The 17,812-nt window shown below is 72.3% G+C and carries 15 protein-coding genes; 1 reads left to right on the top strand and 14 read right to left on the bottom strand.

Annotation, left to right across the window (positions count from 1 at the left end; all coding sequences use genetic code 11):
- Positions 1-34: 34 nt before the first annotated feature.
- From Q0Q23_RS08040 to Q0Q23_RS07975, 14 genes are all read right to left on the bottom strand, one after another.
- On the bottom strand, positions 35-1,411 hold the full coding sequence (locus tag Q0Q23_RS08040; protein ID WP_295121816.1) for an NAD(P)/FAD-dependent oxidoreductase: 1,377 nt from the start codon (positions 1,409-1,411) through the stop codon (positions 35-37).
- Positions 1,412-1,494: 83 nt separating this feature from the next.
- On the bottom strand, positions 1,495-2,631 hold the full coding sequence (locus tag Q0Q23_RS08035; RefSeq protein WP_295121814.1) for a DUF998 domain-containing protein: 1,137 nt from the start codon (positions 2,629-2,631) through the stop codon (positions 1,495-1,497).
- 136 nt (positions 2,632-2,767) lie between these two features.
- Positions 2,768-5,062 (bottom strand): FUSC family protein, encoded by a 2,295-nt coding sequence (locus Q0Q23_RS08030; RefSeq protein ID WP_295121812.1) that lies wholly within the window; start codon positions 5,060-5,062, stop codon positions 2,768-2,770.
- 73 nt (positions 5,063-5,135) lie between these two features.
- A complete protein-coding gene (locus tag Q0Q23_RS08025) occupies positions 5,136-6,296 on the bottom strand; it encodes an AI-2E family transporter (protein WP_295121810.1) in 1,161 nt (386 codons plus the stop codon).
- An 83-nt stretch (positions 6,297-6,379) separates the two neighbouring features.
- Complete coding sequence (locus tag Q0Q23_RS08020; RefSeq protein WP_295121808.1) at positions 6,380-7,195, bottom strand: isocitrate lyase/phosphoenolpyruvate mutase family protein; 816 nt, start codon at positions 7,193-7,195, stop codon at positions 6,380-6,382.
- Between the two features lie 150 nt (positions 7,196-7,345).
- On the bottom strand, positions 7,346-8,146 hold the full coding sequence (locus Q0Q23_RS08015) for a hypothetical protein (RefSeq protein ID WP_295121806.1): 801 nt from the start codon (positions 8,144-8,146) through the stop codon (positions 7,346-7,348).
- Entirely contained in the window at positions 8,143-8,763 is a 621-nt protein-coding gene (locus tag Q0Q23_RS08010; RefSeq protein WP_295121804.1) for an RNA polymerase sigma factor, read from the bottom strand. The genes Q0Q23_RS08015 and Q0Q23_RS08010 overlap by 4 nt, the downstream gene beginning before the upstream one ends.
- 313 nt (positions 8,764-9,076) lie before the next feature.
- Positions 9,077-9,751 carry a hypothetical protein gene (locus tag Q0Q23_RS08005; protein WP_295121802.1) on the bottom strand — a complete coding sequence of 225 codons (675 nt, stop codon included), beginning with the start codon at positions 9,749-9,751 and terminating at the stop codon, positions 9,077-9,079.
- Positions 9,752-9,921: 170 nt separating this feature from the next.
- Complete coding sequence (locus tag Q0Q23_RS08000; protein ID WP_295121822.1) at positions 9,922-11,070, bottom strand: S9 family peptidase; 1,149 nt, start codon at positions 11,068-11,070, stop codon at positions 9,922-9,924.
- Between the two features lie 24 nt (positions 11,071-11,094).
- The gene (locus Q0Q23_RS07995) at positions 11,095-11,880 is read right to left on the bottom strand and encodes an SDR family NAD(P)-dependent oxidoreductase (protein WP_295121800.1); all 786 of its coding nucleotides are present in this window, start codon (positions 11,878-11,880) and stop codon (positions 11,095-11,097) included.
- The gene (locus tag Q0Q23_RS07990) at positions 11,877-12,866 is read right to left on the bottom strand and encodes a fumarylacetoacetate hydrolase family protein (RefSeq protein ID WP_295121798.1); all 990 of its coding nucleotides are present in this window, start codon (positions 12,864-12,866) and stop codon (positions 11,877-11,879) included. The genes Q0Q23_RS07995 and Q0Q23_RS07990 overlap by 4 nt, the downstream gene beginning before the upstream one ends.
- Positions 12,863-13,996: an FAD-dependent monooxygenase gene (locus Q0Q23_RS07985; RefSeq protein WP_295121796.1), complete on the bottom strand. Its 1,134-nt coding sequence runs from the start codon at positions 13,994-13,996 to the stop codon at positions 12,863-12,865. Before Q0Q23_RS07985 ends, Q0Q23_RS07990 begins: the two co-directional genes overlap by 4 nt.
- 47 nt (positions 13,997-14,043) lie before the next feature.
- Complete coding sequence (locus Q0Q23_RS07980; protein ID WP_295121794.1) at positions 14,044-15,054, bottom strand: cyclase family protein; 1,011 nt, start codon at positions 15,052-15,054, stop codon at positions 14,044-14,046.
- A 2-nt stretch (positions 15,055-15,056) separates the two neighbouring features.
- Positions 15,057-16,076, bottom strand: coding sequence for a VOC family protein (locus Q0Q23_RS07975; protein ID WP_295121792.1), 1,020 nt, complete (start codon positions 16,074-16,076; stop codon positions 15,057-15,059).
- A 227-nt stretch (positions 16,077-16,303) separates the two neighbouring features.
- Between Q0Q23_RS07975 and Q0Q23_RS07970 the strand changes: the two genes are divergently transcribed.
- Positions 16,304-17,572 carry an ROK family protein gene (locus Q0Q23_RS07970; RefSeq protein WP_295121790.1) on the top strand — a complete coding sequence of 423 codons (1,269 nt, stop codon included), beginning with the start codon at positions 16,304-16,306 and terminating at the stop codon, positions 17,570-17,572.
- The last annotated feature ends 240 nt before the right edge of the window (positions 17,573-17,812 follow it).

Below are 17,812 nucleotides of genomic sequence, written 5' to 3'. Positions count from 1 at the left end.
AGATCCACGACTGGCCGCGCGCGGTCTGAGGGGGCTACCGGGCCGGCTGCAGCGCGGCGACGATCGCCGCCGCGGTCTCGCGGCCGACGCGGATCGCGCCGTCGACGTGCTGGTAGCCCTTGCCCGCCAGGTCGCTGCACGAGAAGTGGATGGGGCCGACCGGGGCGCGCAGGTCCGAGCCGTAGCGGGCGAGGCCTCCCATGTCGAAGCTCGCGGCATAGGCGCCGCGCGTCCACTCCTCGCTGCCCCAGTCGCTCTCGTAGTAGACGACGGGGCTGAGCGCCTCGACGCCGTAGTAGTGCGACATCGACTCGAGGATGCGGGCCTTGCGCTCCTCCGGCGACAGCCGGAACACCTCGTCGGCGGCCTCGTCGGACACGAAGCCGACCAGGGTGCCGCGCGGGTCGCCGTGGTAGCTGTTGTCGTAGGCCTCGTGCACCAGCTCGTACGGGCTGAACGCGGTGCCGCTGTAGCCGTGGTCGCGCCAGAACGGCGTCTCGTAGACGGCGTGCACCTTGATGACGAACCCCATCGACAGGTGCTGGTGCAGCTGCTGCTGGCGGCGCGGCAGCGGCGGTTCGTACGAGATGCGGCTGATCAGCACGGGAGGCACGGCGAGGATCGCGAAGCGGGCGCGCACCTCCACGCCGTCGGCGATCGCGGTGACGCGCGTTCCGGTGCCCGACTCGTCCCAGCGGAGGGTGCGCACCGGAGCGTTCAGGTGCACGTCGTCGCCCAGGCGCTCGGCGAGCAGCAGCGGCACCTGCTGGAGGCCGCCCTTCACGCGCTTGTCGAGGATGAAGTCGGCGTCCACCAGGTGGCTGAAGCTGCCGGCGCTGGCGGCCATCAGCAGGGCCTGCAGCGCGGAGAAGGCGTGCGCGGGCTTGGTGAGCATCGCCCCGGCGATGAACATGCCGATGTTGAGGCGGGCCTCCTCGTCGTCCGTCTGCGTCTCCAGCCAGCGCCGGAACGAGATCTCGTCGAGCTCCTCGGCCTGCGGGTGGTCCCACGGCCGGTCGGGGTCGATCTCGGCGACCAGCGCGTCCAGGCGCTCGATCAGGCCGACGATCTCCTTCTCGGTGGCCGGCGCGACGGGGAAGATCTCGCCCTCGAAGGTGCGGCGGGCGCCGTTCTCGCCGAGGTAGATGTTGATGCCCTCGCGGTAGCGGGAGTAGGTCTCCAGGCCCAGCTCCTCGAGCGTCTCGATGAGCGCGTCCTGGTCGGGCGAGACCCACTGGCCGCCGATCTCCAGCGTCGCGCCGTCGATGTCGTTCGTCCAGAGGCGGCCGCCGACGCGGTCCCTGGCCTCCAGGACGGCCACACTCAGTCCGGCCTTCTTCAGCTGCGTCGCGGCCGTGAGGCCGGAGGCTCCAGCGCCGACGATGACGACGTCACGTTCGATGCTGTCCATTGCTATCAACTCCTCCATCGGGTCACGAGGATGCTAGGCGGGGGCGCGACGGCGATTCCTGTACACGCTGTCGAAGGCGCACGCTACTCCTCGACGACGTGTCTGTTCTCCGCTTCGGCGGCGGCCGCACCGCTGACCCGGAGATAGACGATGAGCCAGCTGAACACGAGGACCCCGGCGACCAGTTCTGCCGCGGTCAGCACGTAGTAGCCGATCGCGAAGAACACCAGCATCAGCACGATGACGGCGAAGAACGCGTAGCCGAGCACGAAGAACGACCGCGGTGCGTTCGGGAGGGCACCGCGCACCCAGAACACGACGAGCGCGAACACGAGCACCATCCCGACCGCCGACACATTGTGCAGCGTCACCGAGATGTTCAGGGTGAAGATCCCGACGCAGGCCAGCAGCACGCCGATCAGGATGAGGCCGACACGCACCCGGAGCACCGCTGACCGGCGCCTCGGTTCGTCGATGCCGCGCGCGTCGGTCGCGTACCGCGCGATCGCCGTGACGATGACGCCCGCCACGACGAGGGTCAGGTTGAACGCGAGCGACGACACGCTCTGCGTCATGCCGAGAGCGCTGAGGTGCAACTGCCACCAGTGCGGGTCGGGGGCGCTCAGCATGGCGGTGAGGATGCCGACCACGGCGAAGGCCGCGAGCACCGTCGAGAGCCGCATCAGGTCCATCCGGGCCGCGGAGAGGAACACCGCGTACCCGGTGACCCCGGCGGCAGCGGCGGCGAGCGCGGACGCCGAGAGGTGGTAGACGGTCGCGTCCTGGAAGCCGTTCGCGAGCACGGCGCCCAGCACCAGCCAGCCGAGCAGGGCGAGGATGCCGTGGGCCAGCGCGATGGCGAAGGTGTCGAAGATGTCGACGCCTGTCGCCCGGCGCGATGCGGGCGTGTCGGCCGCAGCGGTCGTGTCGGCTGTTTCGGCCGCGGCGCCTCCCTCGATCGGCGTCAGCCCCTGCCTGCGCCAGAGCCTGCCGGTCAGGTAGGCGAGGAAGGCGATGATCCCGCCGGCGATCCCGACGAACTGGCCGAGGGAGTCGGGCCCGGCGATCGGGAGGGTGCGGCCCCAGAACAGCAGCAGCGCCAGCACGCCGACGACGACGAAGACCATCGCGCCCACGACGATCCCGGCTCCTTCGACGGTCAGCTGCGCGGGCGCCGAAAGACCGCCGAAAGTCGGCCGCACCCGATTCGCCGCACTCACGACGACCACCTCCCGCACACCCCGCACGGCTGGACCAGCCGACGTCGCGCACAATGTAACCCCGTGGCGTGCCGCTCGGCTACGGCGAGTCGGCGGCCGGGCGGCGTGCGGGCGGCGTGCGGGGGCGTGCTGCGACTCAGCCGCCCGCCCGTGCGCGGCTCGGGAGCTCGCCGCCGAGCGTGTCCACCGGGCCGACGATGACACCCTCCAGCCGGCGGACGACGTCGAGGTAGTCGCCCGTCCAGACGATCCTCACGGCCGTCGCCGAGACCTTCCCGTGTTCGTCGCCCAGGTCGCGCTCCACGGCGTCGGCCAGCCGCGCACGTGCGGAGGCGTCGACCGGTTCGGGTGCGGGCAGGGGCTCACGCGCCACCAGGCGCGCGGCGAACCGCGCGTACCAGTCGTCGAGCCGCGAGATCGAACCGTCCAGTGCCCGGTGGGCGCCGGCGCGGTCGACGTCGGCGGCCTCCTGCCCCCGCCAGAGGTCGAGGATCGCATCGCTCGCCAGCCGCACGCCGGCGACGCCGTTGACGGAGGCCGAGACTTCGGCGAGCGGCCGGCTCTTGCTGCCGCGCTCACCCAGGTAGGTGCGGAACGCGTCGTCGAGCCGGCGCGCGGCGGCAGCGGCGCGCAGCGACTGCGCTCGCGGCTCGGGGAGGTCGTGCGCCGCCGCATCGCAGCGGCCCAGCCCGAAGGCCACCGCGGCCGTCAGATAGGCCACACTCTCCGTGTACGCCTCGGCGACCGCCTGACGCAGTGCGGCGGCGGCTCCGCGCGGCCAGAACAACGCCCCGACGAGGAGGCTCACCGCGCAGCCGAGCGCGATGTCCTCGATGCGGATGAGGCCCACCGTCCACCCGGACGGCGCGATGAGGTTGAAGAGCAGCACCAGCAGGATCGTGAAGGCCGCCTGTCCGGCCGCGAACGAGATCGCCGCCGGCGCGATCCCCGCCACCAGGACGGCGATCGGGAGCAGCACCCAGATGACCACCCGGTTGTCGCCGATCGCGAACATCGCCGCTGCGCCGAGGAGCACCCCGATCGACGTGCCGATCACGCCGCGCAGCACCGTCTGCCCGGTGCTCAAGGCGTTCGACCGGAGCACCGACAGCGTGCCCAGCACGACCCAGAACGAGTGCTGCACACCGGTCAGGTTGGCCAGCAGCACGGCGAGCCCCAGGGCGACGGCCCCGCGGATGCTGTTGCGCAGCCAGACGGAGTTCCAGCCGACGTAGCCGCTCGCGCGCTCCGCAGCGGCGGCCACCGGGCCGGCCAGGTCGCCGGGCTGGCGGCCCAGCACCCGCTGCCACCACGAGCGGCGTTCCGCCCGCGCCGTGAGCACGATGTTCATCGCGACGGTCGTGGTCGCCTGGGCGAGCTCCTGCGCACGGAAACCGGGGTCGAGGGAGGCGACGAAGCGGTCGGCCGCCCGGCCGCCCTCCGCCGTGCCGCCCGTGGCGGGAAGCGCCATGGTCGCGGCCTCCACCGCCCCGCGTGCTTCGCCGAGGATCCCGAGGGCGGCCTCCACGTCTGCCGGGTCGCCGGCGTGCCGCGACAGCAGTTCGGCCCCGCGGTCCAGCACGGCCGCGGCCGCGCTCTTCACCTCGAAGGCGGCGACGTGCACCGGCCCACCCGGCGTCGTCGCCGAGAGCTTGACGTGCTCGAACTGCTCGATGACGGCATTCAGCCAGGTCAGCTCGTCCACCAGCCGGACGATGGTGCGGGCCGACGTGCTGAGCCCCGTCGGCCGGTTCGGCGTGTTCAGGAACGACCGGTGCAACGCGGCGACGGCCGCATCGGCCGCGCGGGTCGCGGCGTCGCGGTCGGCGGCGAGCCCGGCGTCGCCCGCGCGCAGCATCGCCGCCGCTTCTGCGCGCAGGCGCGCAGCGAGCGCCCGGCAGGCATCGACGGCGGCGCCGCGCAGCGGCTCGCGGGTCGGCGCCGGCCAGAGCACGACGATGGCGGCCACTGCGACCACGGAGGCGATCCCCCAGCCCAGCAGCCGCGGGCCGAGCGACGCGATCGTGCCGGGCAGCGTGACGGGGAGGATGAACGCCAGCAGCAACGACGTGCTCGCGGACGCCAGCACCGAACTCACCGATCCGGCGAAGAGCACGGCGAGCGCCACCACCGCCATCGCGACCGCCGACAGCCAGACCGGCCTCGACACGAGCGTGCCGAGGCACACCAGCACGGCTCCTGCGACCGCGAGACCGAGCTGCGCCTGCACGCGGTCGATCAGCGGGCCGCCGAAGTCGACCAGCAGCAGCATCGCGAACGACCCGAACGCGGCGAAGGTCGCCACGTCCGGGCTTCCGATCACCACGCCTCCGAACGCGAACAGCAGCGGCATCACGATCGCCGCACGCCCGGCACGACGCAGCGCCGCGAAGTCGGGATCATGACGCTTGAGCCACGCCGACACGCGCATCGGACCTCCTCCTACCGGCCGCCACCGCACACCCTAGCCGTGTCTGCGGAGGAGGGACACTGCCGGGCGGACGTCAGGCGGCGGGCGTGGCGCCGGCGACCTCCACCTTCTCCGGGCCCGGATCATCGGCCGGGGGTGCGCCGTGCGCGACCCGCAGGATGGCGGACACCATCGCGTTGCCCGCGGCGATCAAGGGCACGGCGAAGAGGGCACCGGGCACGCCGGCGATCCCGGTGCCGGCGGCGACGCCGACCACCACGGCCAGCGGGTGCACCTTCACCGCTCCGCCGACGAGCAGCGGCTGCATGACGTGCGCCTCGAGGAGGTGCACCAGCAGCACGCCGGCGAGCATCACCAAGGCCTGGATCGGGCCGCCGAACACCAGGGCGATCGCGACCGCGACGATGCCGGAGACGATCGCCCCGACGACCGGGATGAACGACGCCAGCAGCACGATCACGCCGATCGGGATGGCCAGAGGCAGCCCGAGGAAGAACGCGACGAGGCCGATACCGACGCCGTTGACCACCGCGACGAGGATCTGCACGCGCACGAAGCTCGTCAGCGTCCGCCAGCCTGCCGTTCCGGCGGCGCGGATCGCGGGGCGCCCTCCGGTCGGGAACAGCCGGGTGATCCACCGCCAGATGCCGCCGCCGTCGATCAGCATGAAGATGGTGGCGAAGGTCGCGATGAGGCCGCCGGCGAGCAGGTGCCCGGTCGTCGTGCCGACCTTCAGCACGCCGCCCACCAGCGCAGCGCTGTCCTTCTGCGCGAAGGCGCCGGCGCTGCGGATGTACCCGGCGAACTCGGTGTCCGTGACGTTCCACGGCGGCTGGCGCAGCGCGTCCCTCGCCCGGTTGTACGCCGCGACCGACTCGTGCTCGAGCTGGGGGAGGCCGATGCGCACCTGCCAGACGACGAGCGTCACCAGCGCGGCGAGGACGGCTCCGAAGGCCACGAGGCAGAGCGTGATGGCGAGCCATTTCGGCCAGCGGCGCCGGATGAGCGAGGCGACGGTCGGCTGCAACAGGGCGGAGACCAGGAGAGCGACGAGCAGGGGCACCACGATGTCCTGGAACACCACGACCAGGTAGATGACGACACCGGCCAGGGCGATCACGGTCAGCAGCCGCCACGACCATTCGGAGGCCGCGCGCACCCCTCTCGGCACCGAACTGCGCTCGGGCGCCGGGCGGCTCGGACGCGCGTCGTGCCTGCGTGAGAGTGCGATCATGGGCGGTCCTCCTGGGTCGAGTCGCCCGACACTACGCCCGAGGGTGCCCCGAGGGGCGCGTAGACGCCCCTATTTCGGCGTTTTCAGGGCGCTTGGGCGCCCCTCGGCGGATGCGCGGCATCGGCATCCGCCAGCCGAGCGAAGTCGATCAGGCGCTGCTGCGAATCGGCGTAGGAGGTCGCGGACGGGACCTCCTCGCCGTCCCGCACCGCGACCGCGCAACCCACGGCCGCGTCGATCGCCACCCGGTACGGCAGCGAGCCCGTGCTGACCCGGCGCACACCCAGCTCGCCCAGTTGCGTGAGCGTCAGCGTCGGCGTGACGAGCACGTTGAGCGGCAGCGGGCACCCGGCGGCGAGCCGCTCCAGCACGGCAGGGTCGGCGGCGCCCGGGACGAAGAAGCCGTCGGCCCCGGCCTCCGCATACACCGCGGCGCGGGCGAGGACGGCCTCCACGGTGTCGTCCTCGTGGAACCAGTAGGAGTCGACGCGCGCGTTGACGAACACATCGGGGGCAGCGCGCTTGATGGCGGCGATCTTCGCCGCGGGGATCGCAGGGTCGACGAGCCGCCCGCCGGCCGAGTCCTCGAGGTTCACACCGGCCACGCCGAGCCCGGCGACCAGCTCGCCCACGACCTCCGGATCGTCGCTGAAGCCGTCCTCGATGTCGGCGGTCACGTGCACCGGAAGCACCCGCAGCCGCTGGATGAGGGCGACCGTCGCCTCCCTGCTCGCGCCGGCTGCGTCGGGGCGGCCCGTCGACGCGTTCACCCCGAAGCTCGTGGTTCCGACCGCCGGGAACCCAGCGGCGACGAAGGCGAGCGCCGAGCCGACGTCCCAGGCGTTCGGCAGCAGCAGCGGCCGCGCGCCGGAGTGCAGATCACGGAACGTCGTCGCCATCGGTGGCCTCCTCACTCGTTCGTGCCCATCATCCTCCGTCGCAGCGCGCTACGGCGAGCGCGGCTCTCGTCACGGATGTCGCCACTCGCGGCACCGCGCCGCGGTTCGTGACGGATGTCTGCGCCGGCGGCGCCGGTGCGGCGCCGCCGATCAGTTGTCGGCGCCTGGCTCGCCGGGGGGCGTGGTCGAGGTCACCGGGGCCCGCGTCGCGGTCGGGCCCGGGTCACTCCTGTCACGCGCGGGGTCGGGGGCGGGCGACTTCTGCGCCTCGCCCGCTGACGAGCCGTCCTGGGCGCCGGCCGAGCCTGGACCGTGCCGGCCTTCCGGGCTGCCCGTGCCTGCCGCCCCTGACCCGTCGCCTGGCCCGTCGCCTGACCCGGAATGCTCGGCCTCCCCCGGCAGCACCGCGCCCCGGCCGGAGTCCGTGCCGTCCTGGCCGCTCGCGTTCTCGTGGCGCGACTGGTCGCCGGGCACGGTCGATCCGTCGGCTCCCGTCGCACCGCCCGGAGCGGCCCGGCCGTGCAGCAGCGCCGGCGCACCCGACGTCGGCGGCTGCCCGGCCCCGCTCCCGCCCTCCTCCGGGCGCCCGTTCGCGGGTGACGGCAGCGGTGGAACGGAGGCCCCGGCGAGACGGCCGAGCGTCGTGAAGGCATCGCGCACCGCTGTGTGGAAGGCAGGGCTCGCCGCGGCGGCGGCGGATGCGCCGCCGGCCAAGGCTGCGACCAGGAGGACGAGGGTCGTGGTCCGAGTGCCGCGGCGGCCGAACCACGTCGCGGAGGGGCGGCGGCGCGCCGACATCAGCCTGGCCACGTCGCGCGAGGGAGTCGGCGGCTCGGCCGGCACGGTCGCCCGAAGGCCGTCGAGAAGCTCGGCGAGCGCGGCATCGTCGGCCAGCTCGGCCTCGGTCAGCAGGCGCAGCACCGGGTCGGTATCGGGCTGGTGCGCTGTCATCTCGCCTCCTCGGTTTCGGCGGGCGGTCGCCCGGTGACGGCCGGCCCGCGGTCGGTGCCGGCCTCGATCGCCGTGCCGGCGTCGCCGTCGAGCCCGAACTCGCGGCGCAATGCGATCAGCGCTCGCCGCTGCAGCTGCTTGATCGCCCCGGCGCTTCGGCCCATGATCTGTGCGACCTCGTCGATCGTCAGCTCGCCGAGGATGCGCAAGGCGATCACCTCCTGATACTCCGGGTTCAATCCCGCCAGCAGCTGTCCGACACCGAGCTCGCCGCGCACGACGCGGTCTTCGGCCGACGGGCTCCGTCTCGGGTCCGCCAGCGGGTCGTACTCGACGCGCTGCGGGGTGCGGGACCGGCGACGATGGTGGTCGACGACGCGCGCGTGCGCGATGGTGAAGAGCAAGGCGCGCAGACCGTCGCCGCCCCCGCTCAGAGTGGCGAGGCGCGGGTACGCGGCGATGAACACGTCCTGCGTGACGGCCTCGGGATCCTCCACCCCCTGCGACCGGAGGTAGGCGAGCAGCGAGGCGGCGTGCGCTCGGTACGCCTCGGTGAAGATCGCTGCGGCATCCTCCACGGGCTCCGCGACGGGGCCGTTCACGCGGGGGTGCCTCACGCGGCCACTCTAGCCGGATCGACACGGGACGAGCGCTGGGAGCCGCTGCGCTGAGGCGCTTGCGACCACCGCCTGCCGCGGGAACCCGAATCCCGAGGCAGGCGGTGGCCCTTCGTCACGCGGCGCCCTGCGCGACGTGGTCGTCGCAGGGCGCCGCGACGGCACCCGCCCCGCGCGCCGTCTTCCCGGGGGTGAGGAGACGGCGACGGCGGGGCGGGGGTCCTGAGAGGCATCCAGGGGCTTTCTGACATCAGATGTGACGCCTCGGGTCCGACCGACGACGCATCGAGCGTCAGACCCGGGCTACGCGGGACTACGGGCGGCCGTGATCTCCGGAGCCACCGGTGGTGCCGGCCGACGGGGTGTTCGTGTCGGGGGCGTCCGGGACGGGCGCACCGGTCGAAGGCGTGTGCACCTCGGGGGCGTCCGTCTCGGGGGCGTCGGGCGCCTCCGGCTTGCTGTCGGGCTTGCGGTCCGACGTGCCCTCGGGCTTCTCGGCCTCCGGCGCGTGCGTCGACTCGGCGCTGCCGTGCTCCGAAGGCTCGTGCTGCGCCGCGATCGTCGCACAGTACGACTGGATCGCGCCGACGCCCCCTGCAGCCTGGGCGAGGTTCGCCAGGGCGACGGAGCCGGACCCGAGTCCGCCGTGCGAGTACGCCTCGCACAGACCCCAGGCCTCGTGGCCCGCGGCGTCGGGACCGACCGGCTCCGCGGTCGGCGTCGGCGTCGGGGTCGAGGTGGGCCCGGCGGTCGGCGTGGGGTCGTCGGTCGGCGTGGGGTCGTCGGTGGGGGCGGATGTCGGCGCCGGCGTCGACAGCGACGTCGGCTGGGCGGCCGGGGCTCCGATCAGCGCGTGAGCGCCGTTCTGCAGCTCCGGAGGGAGGGAGCCGGTGTACGCCGCAGCCGCGGCGCCTCCGACACTGACGGTTCCGAGCGCGATGAGTCCGACGGCGAGCTTGCTGCCGACGATCACGGAGATGAACGACATCGGGGACTTCCTGTCTTCCGGTGGGTGCTGTGCGGTCGTGGGGGCAGACGCGAGAGCCTGCTCCTGGTTAATCGCCGCGGGCGCCGGAAGGTTACGCCCGTGCTGAACGAATTCCCGTCACCCGCCCGTGGAGGCGGCTTACACCCGGGCGGAGGCCCGCCCGCCGTGGATCACCCGGCGAACGTCTCCGCGACCCAGTCGGCGATGATCCCGGCCACATAGGGCATGTTGTCGATCGAGATGTGCTCGGTGCCGCCCTCCGGGTCGTCGAAGATCCGCAGCTCGCGGCGCGGGCTGTTCACCGCCTGGTCGTACGTCTCGTGGGCGTAGCGCACCGGGATCTGCCGGTCGCCCGCGCCGTGCGTGATGAGCAGCGGGACCGTGATCCGCTCGGCGACGCCGTTGAGGTGCATCGCGCTGGTCTTCTCGATGAACGCGTCCATATCGTCGACGCCCCACACCCAGAACACGTGGTCCCAGTAGTGCGGGACCGGATTCTCGCCCTCGCGGTTGCGGCGAGCCTCCTGCACCGCGGCCCAGTCGTGGTTGGCGCCCCACGCGACCGCCAGGGCCAGCCGCTTCTCGAAGGCCGCGGCGCGCGGGGCGTAGTAGCCGCCGAGCGACCAGCCGACGATACCGAGCCGCGCCGGATCGGCCGCCAACTCGTCGGCGTTCGCCTCGATCCAGTCGACGATCGCCGCCGCCCAGACCTCCGTGTCGTAGCGGGCGGTCAGGCCGCGCAGGCGGAGCGCCTCCCCCGATCCCGGGGTGTCGATCATGAGCGTGGAGATGCCGCGCTCGGCGAGCATCTTCGGGAACCCCGAGTAGTACATCATCTCTTTGGTCGAGTCGAGCCCGTTCCACTGGATGATCACGGGGTGCGGGCCCTCGCCCGGCGCGCGGTAGAAGTAGCCGGGGAGCGACGACCCCTCGTACGGCACCTCGACCCGGGACAGCGCGACGCCGCTGAGCTCGACGTGCTTCAGCAGCAGGTCGATCGACTTCTGGTAGGCCGCGTTGCGTCCCTCCCACCGGGGCGACTGCAGCCGCTCGGCCTGCGACGTGTACAGCGACGCCCGGTAATAGGTCTCGCCCGCGCCGATCCGGCGCCCGGCCGCCTCGTCCGCCCGCGCCTTGGCGACCAGCCGGTCGGCGACGGCCTCCCACGAGGCGTACAGCTCGGCCGTCCCGGCGTCGTCGCCGTTCTGGGAGGCGAGCAGCACCGGCTTGCAGGCACGGTCGACCTCGTCGATGTAGCCGCCGTTGTTGAGGGTCGCGACGACGGCGAGGCTCCAGACGTAGTTGGTCGGGAAGTACATGAACACGGGAGGGCTCCTTCTGCTTTACGTTCCGGCCGCGATGCGGTCGGCGAGGTGTTTGGCCCCCGCCGAGGAGGCGAAGCCTCCGTCGACGGGGAGATCCGCTCCGGAGATGTACCCGGACGCGTCGGAGATGAGGAAGACGGCGAGGCCGGCGACGTCGGCGGCCTCGCCGAGCCGTCCGAGCGGCGTCAGCTCGAGCTGGGCCTCCCGCATCGCCGCGGGAGCGTTGGCCGTCATGTCGGTCTCGATGAAACCGGGATGGATGGTGTTGACGCGGATCCCGCGCGGCCCGTACTCGGTCGCAGCGACACGCGACAGGCCGCGCAGGCCCCACTTGGAGGCGGTGTAGGCCGCTGTGTAGTGACCGGTCAGCCCGGCGATCGAGCCGACGTTCACGATCGACGACCCGTCGCCCATCAGCGGGGCGAGCGCTCGCATCCCGAGCATCGGGCCGGTCAGGTTCACGGCGAGCACCCGGTCCCAGTCGCCGCGCTCGGTCCGGGCGATGCCCGCGCGGTGCGTGACGCCCGCGTTGTTGATCAGGCCCCGGAGCCTCGCCCCGCCCAGGGTCGTCCCGAGGTCCGCCGCGAGCTTGGCCCACGCGGCCTCGTCGGTCACGTCGAGCAGACGGAAGACGACGCCGTCGCCGAGCGCCTCGTCGGGCGCGACGACATCGGTGGCGACGACCTGCGCTCCCAGTCGCGCGAGGAGCCGCGCCTCCGCTGCGCCCTGGCCGCGCGCGGCGCCCGTGACGACGACGGTCGCGCCGTCGACGCCGCCGAACAGGTCGTCCGCGCTCCGGCTCACGGTGCGACCCGCTCCTGACGGCTCCGCGACCGGCTCCGCACGCGCGCGGCCGGCAGCTCCGGCACCGGGACGGCCGCGCCCACCGAACCGACCAGCGCACCGATTCCCTCGACCACCATGCGCACGGTGTCGCCGTCGGCGAGCGGAGGCGGGGTGAACTCGCCGCGCCTCCCCCACAGCTCGGCCAGGCAGCCGCCGTTGCCGGTCGTGCCGGAGCCGAGCACATCGCCGGCCACCACCCGCGAGTTGCGCGACGCGTACGCGACCAGCTCCGGGAACGGCCAGCCCATGTTCGACACCAGATCGTGCCCGATGCGCTCGTCGTTCACGAACACCTCGGCCTCGATCGCGAGGAAGCCGTCGTCGTCCAGATACGGCTCGAACTCGTCCGCGGTCACGATCCACGGCCCGAGGCTCGTGCCGAAGTCCTTGCCCTTCGCGGGGCCGAGGCGCACCCTCATCTCGCGCGACTGGAGGTCGCGAGCCGACCAGTCGTTCATGATCGTGTAGCCGAAGATCGTGCCGGCCGCCTCCTCGGCGCTGAGGTTCGCGCCGCCGCTGCCGCCGATCACGGCCGCGACCTCCAGCTCGAAGTCGAGGCGTGAGCTGACCGGGGGCCGAAGAACCTCGCCCGGCCCCAGGACGGTGTGCGGGTTGGTGAAGTAGAACGTCGGGGCCTGGTACCACTCGGGCACGACCTCGCTCTTGCCGTCGACGGAGGCGCTGACACCCTCGACGTGCTCCTCGAAGGCGACGAAGTCGCGGATCGCCGCGGGGACGAGGGGGGCGAGCAGTCGCACGTCGGCGAGCGCGGCACCGCCGGCGCCCTCGTCCTCCGCCCGCGCGAGCAGCCGGTGCGCCTCCGCGAGACCGCCCGCCAGCACGTCGCGCACGGTCAGGGCGTCCGGGAAGGGGACCACCCGTTCGCCGATCACGAACCCCTCGCCGACGGCCGAGCCGTCGATGGTCCACCGGGCGATCCTCATGCCGGCTCCGCCATCCGGTGCGCGATGCCGAAGATCAGCCCGGCGGCGTCGGCCTCCCGGTCGTGGTCGATCTGCCACTGGCCGAGCTGCACGGAGGCCTCCACCACTGCTTGCGCGCGCGGCAGCCGGCGGGCGTGGAACTCGTCCCAGAGGGCGTCGTCGACCGTCTCCGCTGCCAGCAGGAGCTCGGCGAGGACGACCGCGTCCTCCAACGCCTGCGCCGCACCCTGCGCGATGGTGGGCGGGCAGCTGTGCGCGGCGTCGCCGATCACGACCGCGCGCCTGCGGTTCCAGGGGGCGGGCACGATGTGCTGGGTGAACCACGTGTAGTTGACGTGAGCGCCCGCCTTCAGGTCGGCGCGGATGTCGTCCCAGGGGCCGCCGTAGGCCGCCGACTCCTCCAGCATCAGCGCCACCGCCTCCTCATCGGTGAGGCCCACGCGCTCCTGCGCCGGCTCGACGAGGAACGCGTACATGGTGTCCTCGCCGGTGGGCGTGTAGCCCGCGATGTAGACCGGGCCGCCGTAGTAGAGCTCGCTGTGCTCGACGGAGGCCGGACGCGAGACGAACGACCGCCAGATGCCCATGCCGGTCGGCTGCGGCTTGGTGTCGATGCCGATGAGGTCGCGGACCGCCGAGTTCAGCCCGTCGGCCCCGACGAGGAGGTCGTAGGTGCCGGCCGGGGAGCCGCCGACCTCCACGCTCACGCCGTCTGCGGTCTCGGCGACGCCCGTGACCGGCGCACCGAAGCGGACCGTCGCGCCCGCGCGCTCCGCGTGCTCCAGCAGGATGCGCGCCAGGTCGGGGCGGTACATGCCGCCGGTGGCCGGGAAGTCCGGCCCGCCGGTCTTCACCTCCGGCAACTCCGCCACGACCGGCGCGTCGGGGCCGGGCGCACGCAGGGTCAACCCCTCGAAGAAGTAGCCCTGCCGCTGCACATCGTCCCAGACGCCGAGAGCCGCGAAGGCGCGCAGCGCGTTGCCCTGCAGGGTGATCCCGGAGCCGAGCGCGCTCAACTCCGGCTTGGACTCGAAGACGTCGACCTCGACGCCCGCTTTGGCGAGCTGGATGGCGGTGGCGAGACCTGCGACACCGCTTCCGGCGATGGCGACCTTGGTGACGGCGGTCATTCAAGAACCTCTCTGTTCTTCGGAGACGCTGGTGCGGGGCGAGCCCGCTACAGCAGCGCGATGGGGTTGATCGGCGAGCCGACGGCCGCCGTGATCGGCAGCGGCGGAGCCGAGAGGAGGAAATCGTATCTCCCGAGTCGCGCGCACTCGGCGGCGAGCTCCTCGAGGTCCCACATCTCGCCGATCGTGAGCCCGAGGTTCGGGATGACGACCTGATGCAGCGGCTGGAACGCCGGCACATCGAACTCGTTCGGCCGTACCTCGAAGCCCCACGTGTCGGTCGCGATGGCCGCGATGCCGGTGTCGTGCAGCCAGCCGGCGGTGGTCAGCGAGAGACCGGGAGCCGGGCCTCCCGCGTACTCGCCCCAGCCGTCGCGGCGCACCCGCGCCAGTTGACCGGTGCGCACCAGGACGATGTCTCCGGTGCGCACCGTGCTCGTCGGGCCCTGGGCCTCCACGCACGAGCGGAGGTCGGCAGCGGTGATCGCGTAGCCGTCCACCAGCTCACCCGCGTGCTCCTCGTCTCCGGGCCGGAGGTGCCGCCCGAGATCGAGCAGCACCCCGCGCGAGACGATCGCGGAGGCCGCGTGCTCGATGCCCGTGACCAGGTCGCCGTCGCTCGTGACGACATCGCCCGCTCTGCGACCGTTCCAGGCGTAGCCGTGGTCGAAGATGTGGCCCAGGCCGTCCCACTGCGTCGAGCACTGCAACGGCATCGCGATCACGTCGTCGGCGCCGCCGATGCCGTGCGGGAAGCCCTGACTGCCGCGCTCGGCGTCGGTGCCCGTGTCGAGCATCGTGTGGACGGGGTTCGTGCGCCTGCGCCAGCCCTTCTGCGGGCCGTTCATGTCGAACGACTGCGCCAGCGAGATCGCCAGGCCCTCGCGCACGAGGGTCGCGGCGTCCGCCCGCTTGGCCGAGTCGATGAGGTTGAGCGTGCCGAGCACGTCGTCCTCACCCCAGCGGCCCCAGTTGCGGTACGCCTCCGCCCGCGCCGCGATCTCGGCCTCCGGGTCCGTGCGGTCCAGGTCGGCCGGGTCTTCGCTGGGTGCGGCCATCGTCAGCCGCGACCCTGCACGGCGTACGGGTTGAGCAGCGCATCCTTGATCTCGTCGGGCACGCCCTCCTCGGTGGCGCTCGGCCCGTCGGCGGCAGGGAACGACTCCGTCATCGACATCGGCATGGCGCCGTTGCGGTAGAAGTTGTTCGACCCGAGCGACGGCTTCCAGGTGTTGGGCTGCCAGTCGGGCACGTAGTTGCGGTACCCGCCCGTGTTGAGCTCGATGCGGAGGCTCGACGGCTCGCGGTAATAGAGGAACGTCTGCTCGCCGATGCCGTGGATGGAGGGGCCGTACTCGATCGGCACGCCGTTCTCCATCAGCACGTCTGCGGCGATCAGCAGCTCCTCGTACGTGTCGACCCAGAACGCGTAGTGGTTGACGCGGCCCGCGCGGGTGGAGCCGTCGAGCACGACGCCGAGGTCATGCGACTTCTCATTGGTGGTGAGCACCGAGAAGATCGAGATCGGCGCCTCGTCGAGAACCGTGCGCGCCATGATGCGGAAGCCGAGCACGTCGTTGTACCACTTGGCGAAGCCGTCGACGTCGCTGGTCGCGATGGTCACGTGGTCGAGCTGCCGCGGGGCGCCGGCGACCTTGCTGCGCTTCTCGGGGCGGTCGGGGTAGATGGACGCGACATGGCCGGGGGCCTGGTGGCGCGTGACGTCCCAGTGCAAGGTCATGGAGTGACCCCACGGTCCGGTGAACCGGTAGGCGCGGCCGATGGCGTGGACGTCGTCGAGCCACTCGCCCTCGACGCCGGCGGCTTCGACACGCGTGGCGGCCTCCTCGAGGGCTTCGGCGCTCGACGTGCGCCAGGCCATGGTCACGAGGGTCGGCTCCGGGCCGGGCGAGACCACGAGCGAGTAGGCGTAGTAGTCGCCCCAGCAGCGGAGGTACACCGAGCCGTCGATGCGGTCGACGACGGTCAGTCCGACCTGTTCCTCGTAGAACTTCACGGACGCCTCGACATCCGGGGACGTGATCTCCACGTAAGACAAGTGGGAGAGAAGCTTGATCATCCTTGATCCTTTCCAGACGGGCGGAATGTGAGTGCCCGGTTTCTACTTTCGAGGGAGTGCCCGCATCAGGGAACCGCGTATCGGCTATGCCGAGGATCAATGAGACTGATTTCCTAGGTCGACATCCGGCCCTTCTTTAGTCGCAGTGCTGCTCAAGAAGTCGATGATGATGCGCAAGTGGGGGCTCCTTCGCGCCTCTTCCAACGGAGGTTGTGTCAGAATCAAGCATGGCCAGGGACTCCGCACTCCGATTCGGCGCGCAGACCGACGAGGTGATGAGCCTCCTGCGCGTGGTCAACCTCGTGCGCACCGGGGAGGCCGACACCCGCCCCGAGATCGGCCGGCTGACCGGACTGGGCCGCGGCGTCGTGGCGCAGCGCGTCGACGCGGCGATGGAGATGGGCTTCCTCGAGGACGGCGACTACGGGCCGTCGTCGGGTGGCCGCGCCCCGCGCACGCTTCGCTTCCGCTCCGACCAGGGCCGGATCGTCGTCTGCGCGCTCGGCGCCCTCCACATCCGGGTCGGCCTGGCCTCCCTCGACGGCGAGGTCGTCGCGGAGGCGCACCGGCCGTGGGACATCAGCCGCGGACCGGCCGAGACGATCGACACGGCACTGGCGATGATCGACGAGCTCCTGGCCGCCGAGGACGAGCGGCCGGTCTGGGCCGTCGCCGTCGGTGTTCCGGGGCCCGTGGACTTCGAGACGGGGTCGCCGGTGGCGCCGCCCATCATGCCCGGCTGGAACGGCTTCGATGTGCGCCGCCGCTTCGAGCAGCGCTTCGCCGCGCCGGTCTGGGTCGACAACGACGTCAACCTCCTTGCGCTCACCGAGCGCAGCCACCGCCGCGACGACAACGTCGACCTGATCTACTGCAAGGTCGGCAGCGGAATCGGCGCCGGACTCGTCTCGCACGGCCGCATCCACCGCGGTGCGAACGGCGCCGCGGGCGACATCGGGCATGTCCGGGTGCGCGACTCCACGGAGGTCTGCCGGTGCGGCAAGGTCGGCTGCCTGGAGGCGGAGGCATCCGGCTGGGCGATCACGCGCGACGCCGAGCGTGCGCTCGAGGCGGGCGCGGGCGGCATCCTCGCCGGCCTGGTCGAGCGCGGGCAGCCGATCACACCGGAGGCGATCGCGCTCGCGGCGATGGACGGCGACGCTCTCGCCATCTCGCTGGTCCAGCGGTCGGCCCGGCTCATCGGCGAGTCGATCGCCGCACTCGTCAACATGTTCAATCCCGGGGTGATCGTGGTCGGCGGGGCGGTGTCGTCCGCCGGCGAGATCTTCCTGGCGGAGGTGCGGCAGCGCGTGTACGAACTGTCATTGCCGCTCGCCACCCGCGACCTGTCGATCGTGCGTTCCATCGGCGACGAGAAGGAGCCGCTGCGAGGCGGCGCAGAACTCGCGATCGAGGAGCTGTTCGAGGTGACGTTCCCGCGCTGGTTCGCCGACGGTCGGCCGACGATCGACGGGGTGAAGGGGACGGCCGCGTAACGCGGGGCGCTCGAAGGGCGACCGAGGGTCGCTCGCTGGACGCTCGAAGGGCGCTCGAAAGGCGCTCGAAGGGCTCTCGAGAGGCGACCGAAGGGCGCTCGAGAGGCGCTCGAAGGGCTCTCGAGAGGCGACCGAAGGGCGCTCGAGAGGCGCTCGAAGGGCGCCTTAGTGCCCCTAAAAGCGCGCTTTAGGGGCGCGAAGGCGCCCTTCGGCGCGCGGCGCTTCGCGGTCGCCGGGCGA

Source organism: uncultured Leifsonia sp. (assembly GCF_945957465.1).
Lineage (GTDB): Bacteria > Actinomycetota > Actinomycetes > Actinomycetales > Microbacteriaceae > Leifsonia.
The sequence above is the reverse complement of the archived record's forward strand: the minus strand, read 5'-3'. Positions and strand labels throughout refer to the sequence as shown.

Bases quoted from the DNA above. Each gene is read 5' to 3' on its own strand.
- Q0Q23_RS07975 (WP_295121792.1), bottom strand. From the start codon at position 16,076: ATGATCAAGCTTCTCTCCCACTTGTCTTACGTGGAGATCACGTCCCCG.
- Q0Q23_RS08025 (WP_295121810.1), bottom strand. From the start codon at position 6,296: ATGATCGCACTCTCACGCAGGCACGACGCGCGTCCGAGCCGCCCGGCG.
- Q0Q23_RS08005 (WP_295121802.1), bottom strand. From the start codon at position 9,751: ATGTCGTTCATCTCCGTGATCGTCGGCAGCAAGCTCGCCGTCGGACTC.
- Q0Q23_RS08015 (WP_295121806.1), bottom strand. From the start codon at position 8,146: ATGACAGCGCACCAGCCCGATACCGACCCGGTGCTGCGCCTGCTGACC.
- Q0Q23_RS08030 (WP_295121812.1), bottom strand. From the start codon at position 5,062: ATGCGCGTGTCGGCGTGGCTCAAGCGTCATGATCCCGACTTCGCGGCG.
- Q0Q23_RS07985 (WP_295121796.1), bottom strand. From the start codon at position 13,996: ATGACCGCCGTCACCAAGGTCGCCATCGCCGGAAGCGGTGTCGCAGGT.
- Q0Q23_RS08040 (WP_295121816.1), bottom strand. From the start codon at position 1,411: ATGGACAGCATCGAACGTGACGTCGTCATCGTCGGCGCTGGAGCCTCC.
- Q0Q23_RS07970 (WP_295121790.1), top strand. From the start codon at position 16,304: ATGGCCAGGGACTCCGCACTCCGATTCGGCGCGCAGACCGACGAGGTG.
- Q0Q23_RS07990 (WP_295121798.1), bottom strand. From the start codon at position 12,866: ATGAGGATCGCCCGGTGGACCATCGACGGCTCGGCCGTCGGCGAGGGG.
- Q0Q23_RS08000 (WP_295121822.1), bottom strand. From the start codon at position 11,070: ATGTACTTCCCGACCAACTACGTCTGGAGCCTCGCCGTCGTCGCGACC.
- Q0Q23_RS08020 (WP_295121808.1), bottom strand. From the start codon at position 7,195: ATGGCGACGACGTTCCGTGATCTGCACTCCGGCGCGCGGCCGCTGCTG.
- Q0Q23_RS07980 (WP_295121794.1), bottom strand. From the start codon at position 15,054: ATGGCCGCACCCAGCGAAGACCCGGCCGACCTGGACCGCACGGACCCG.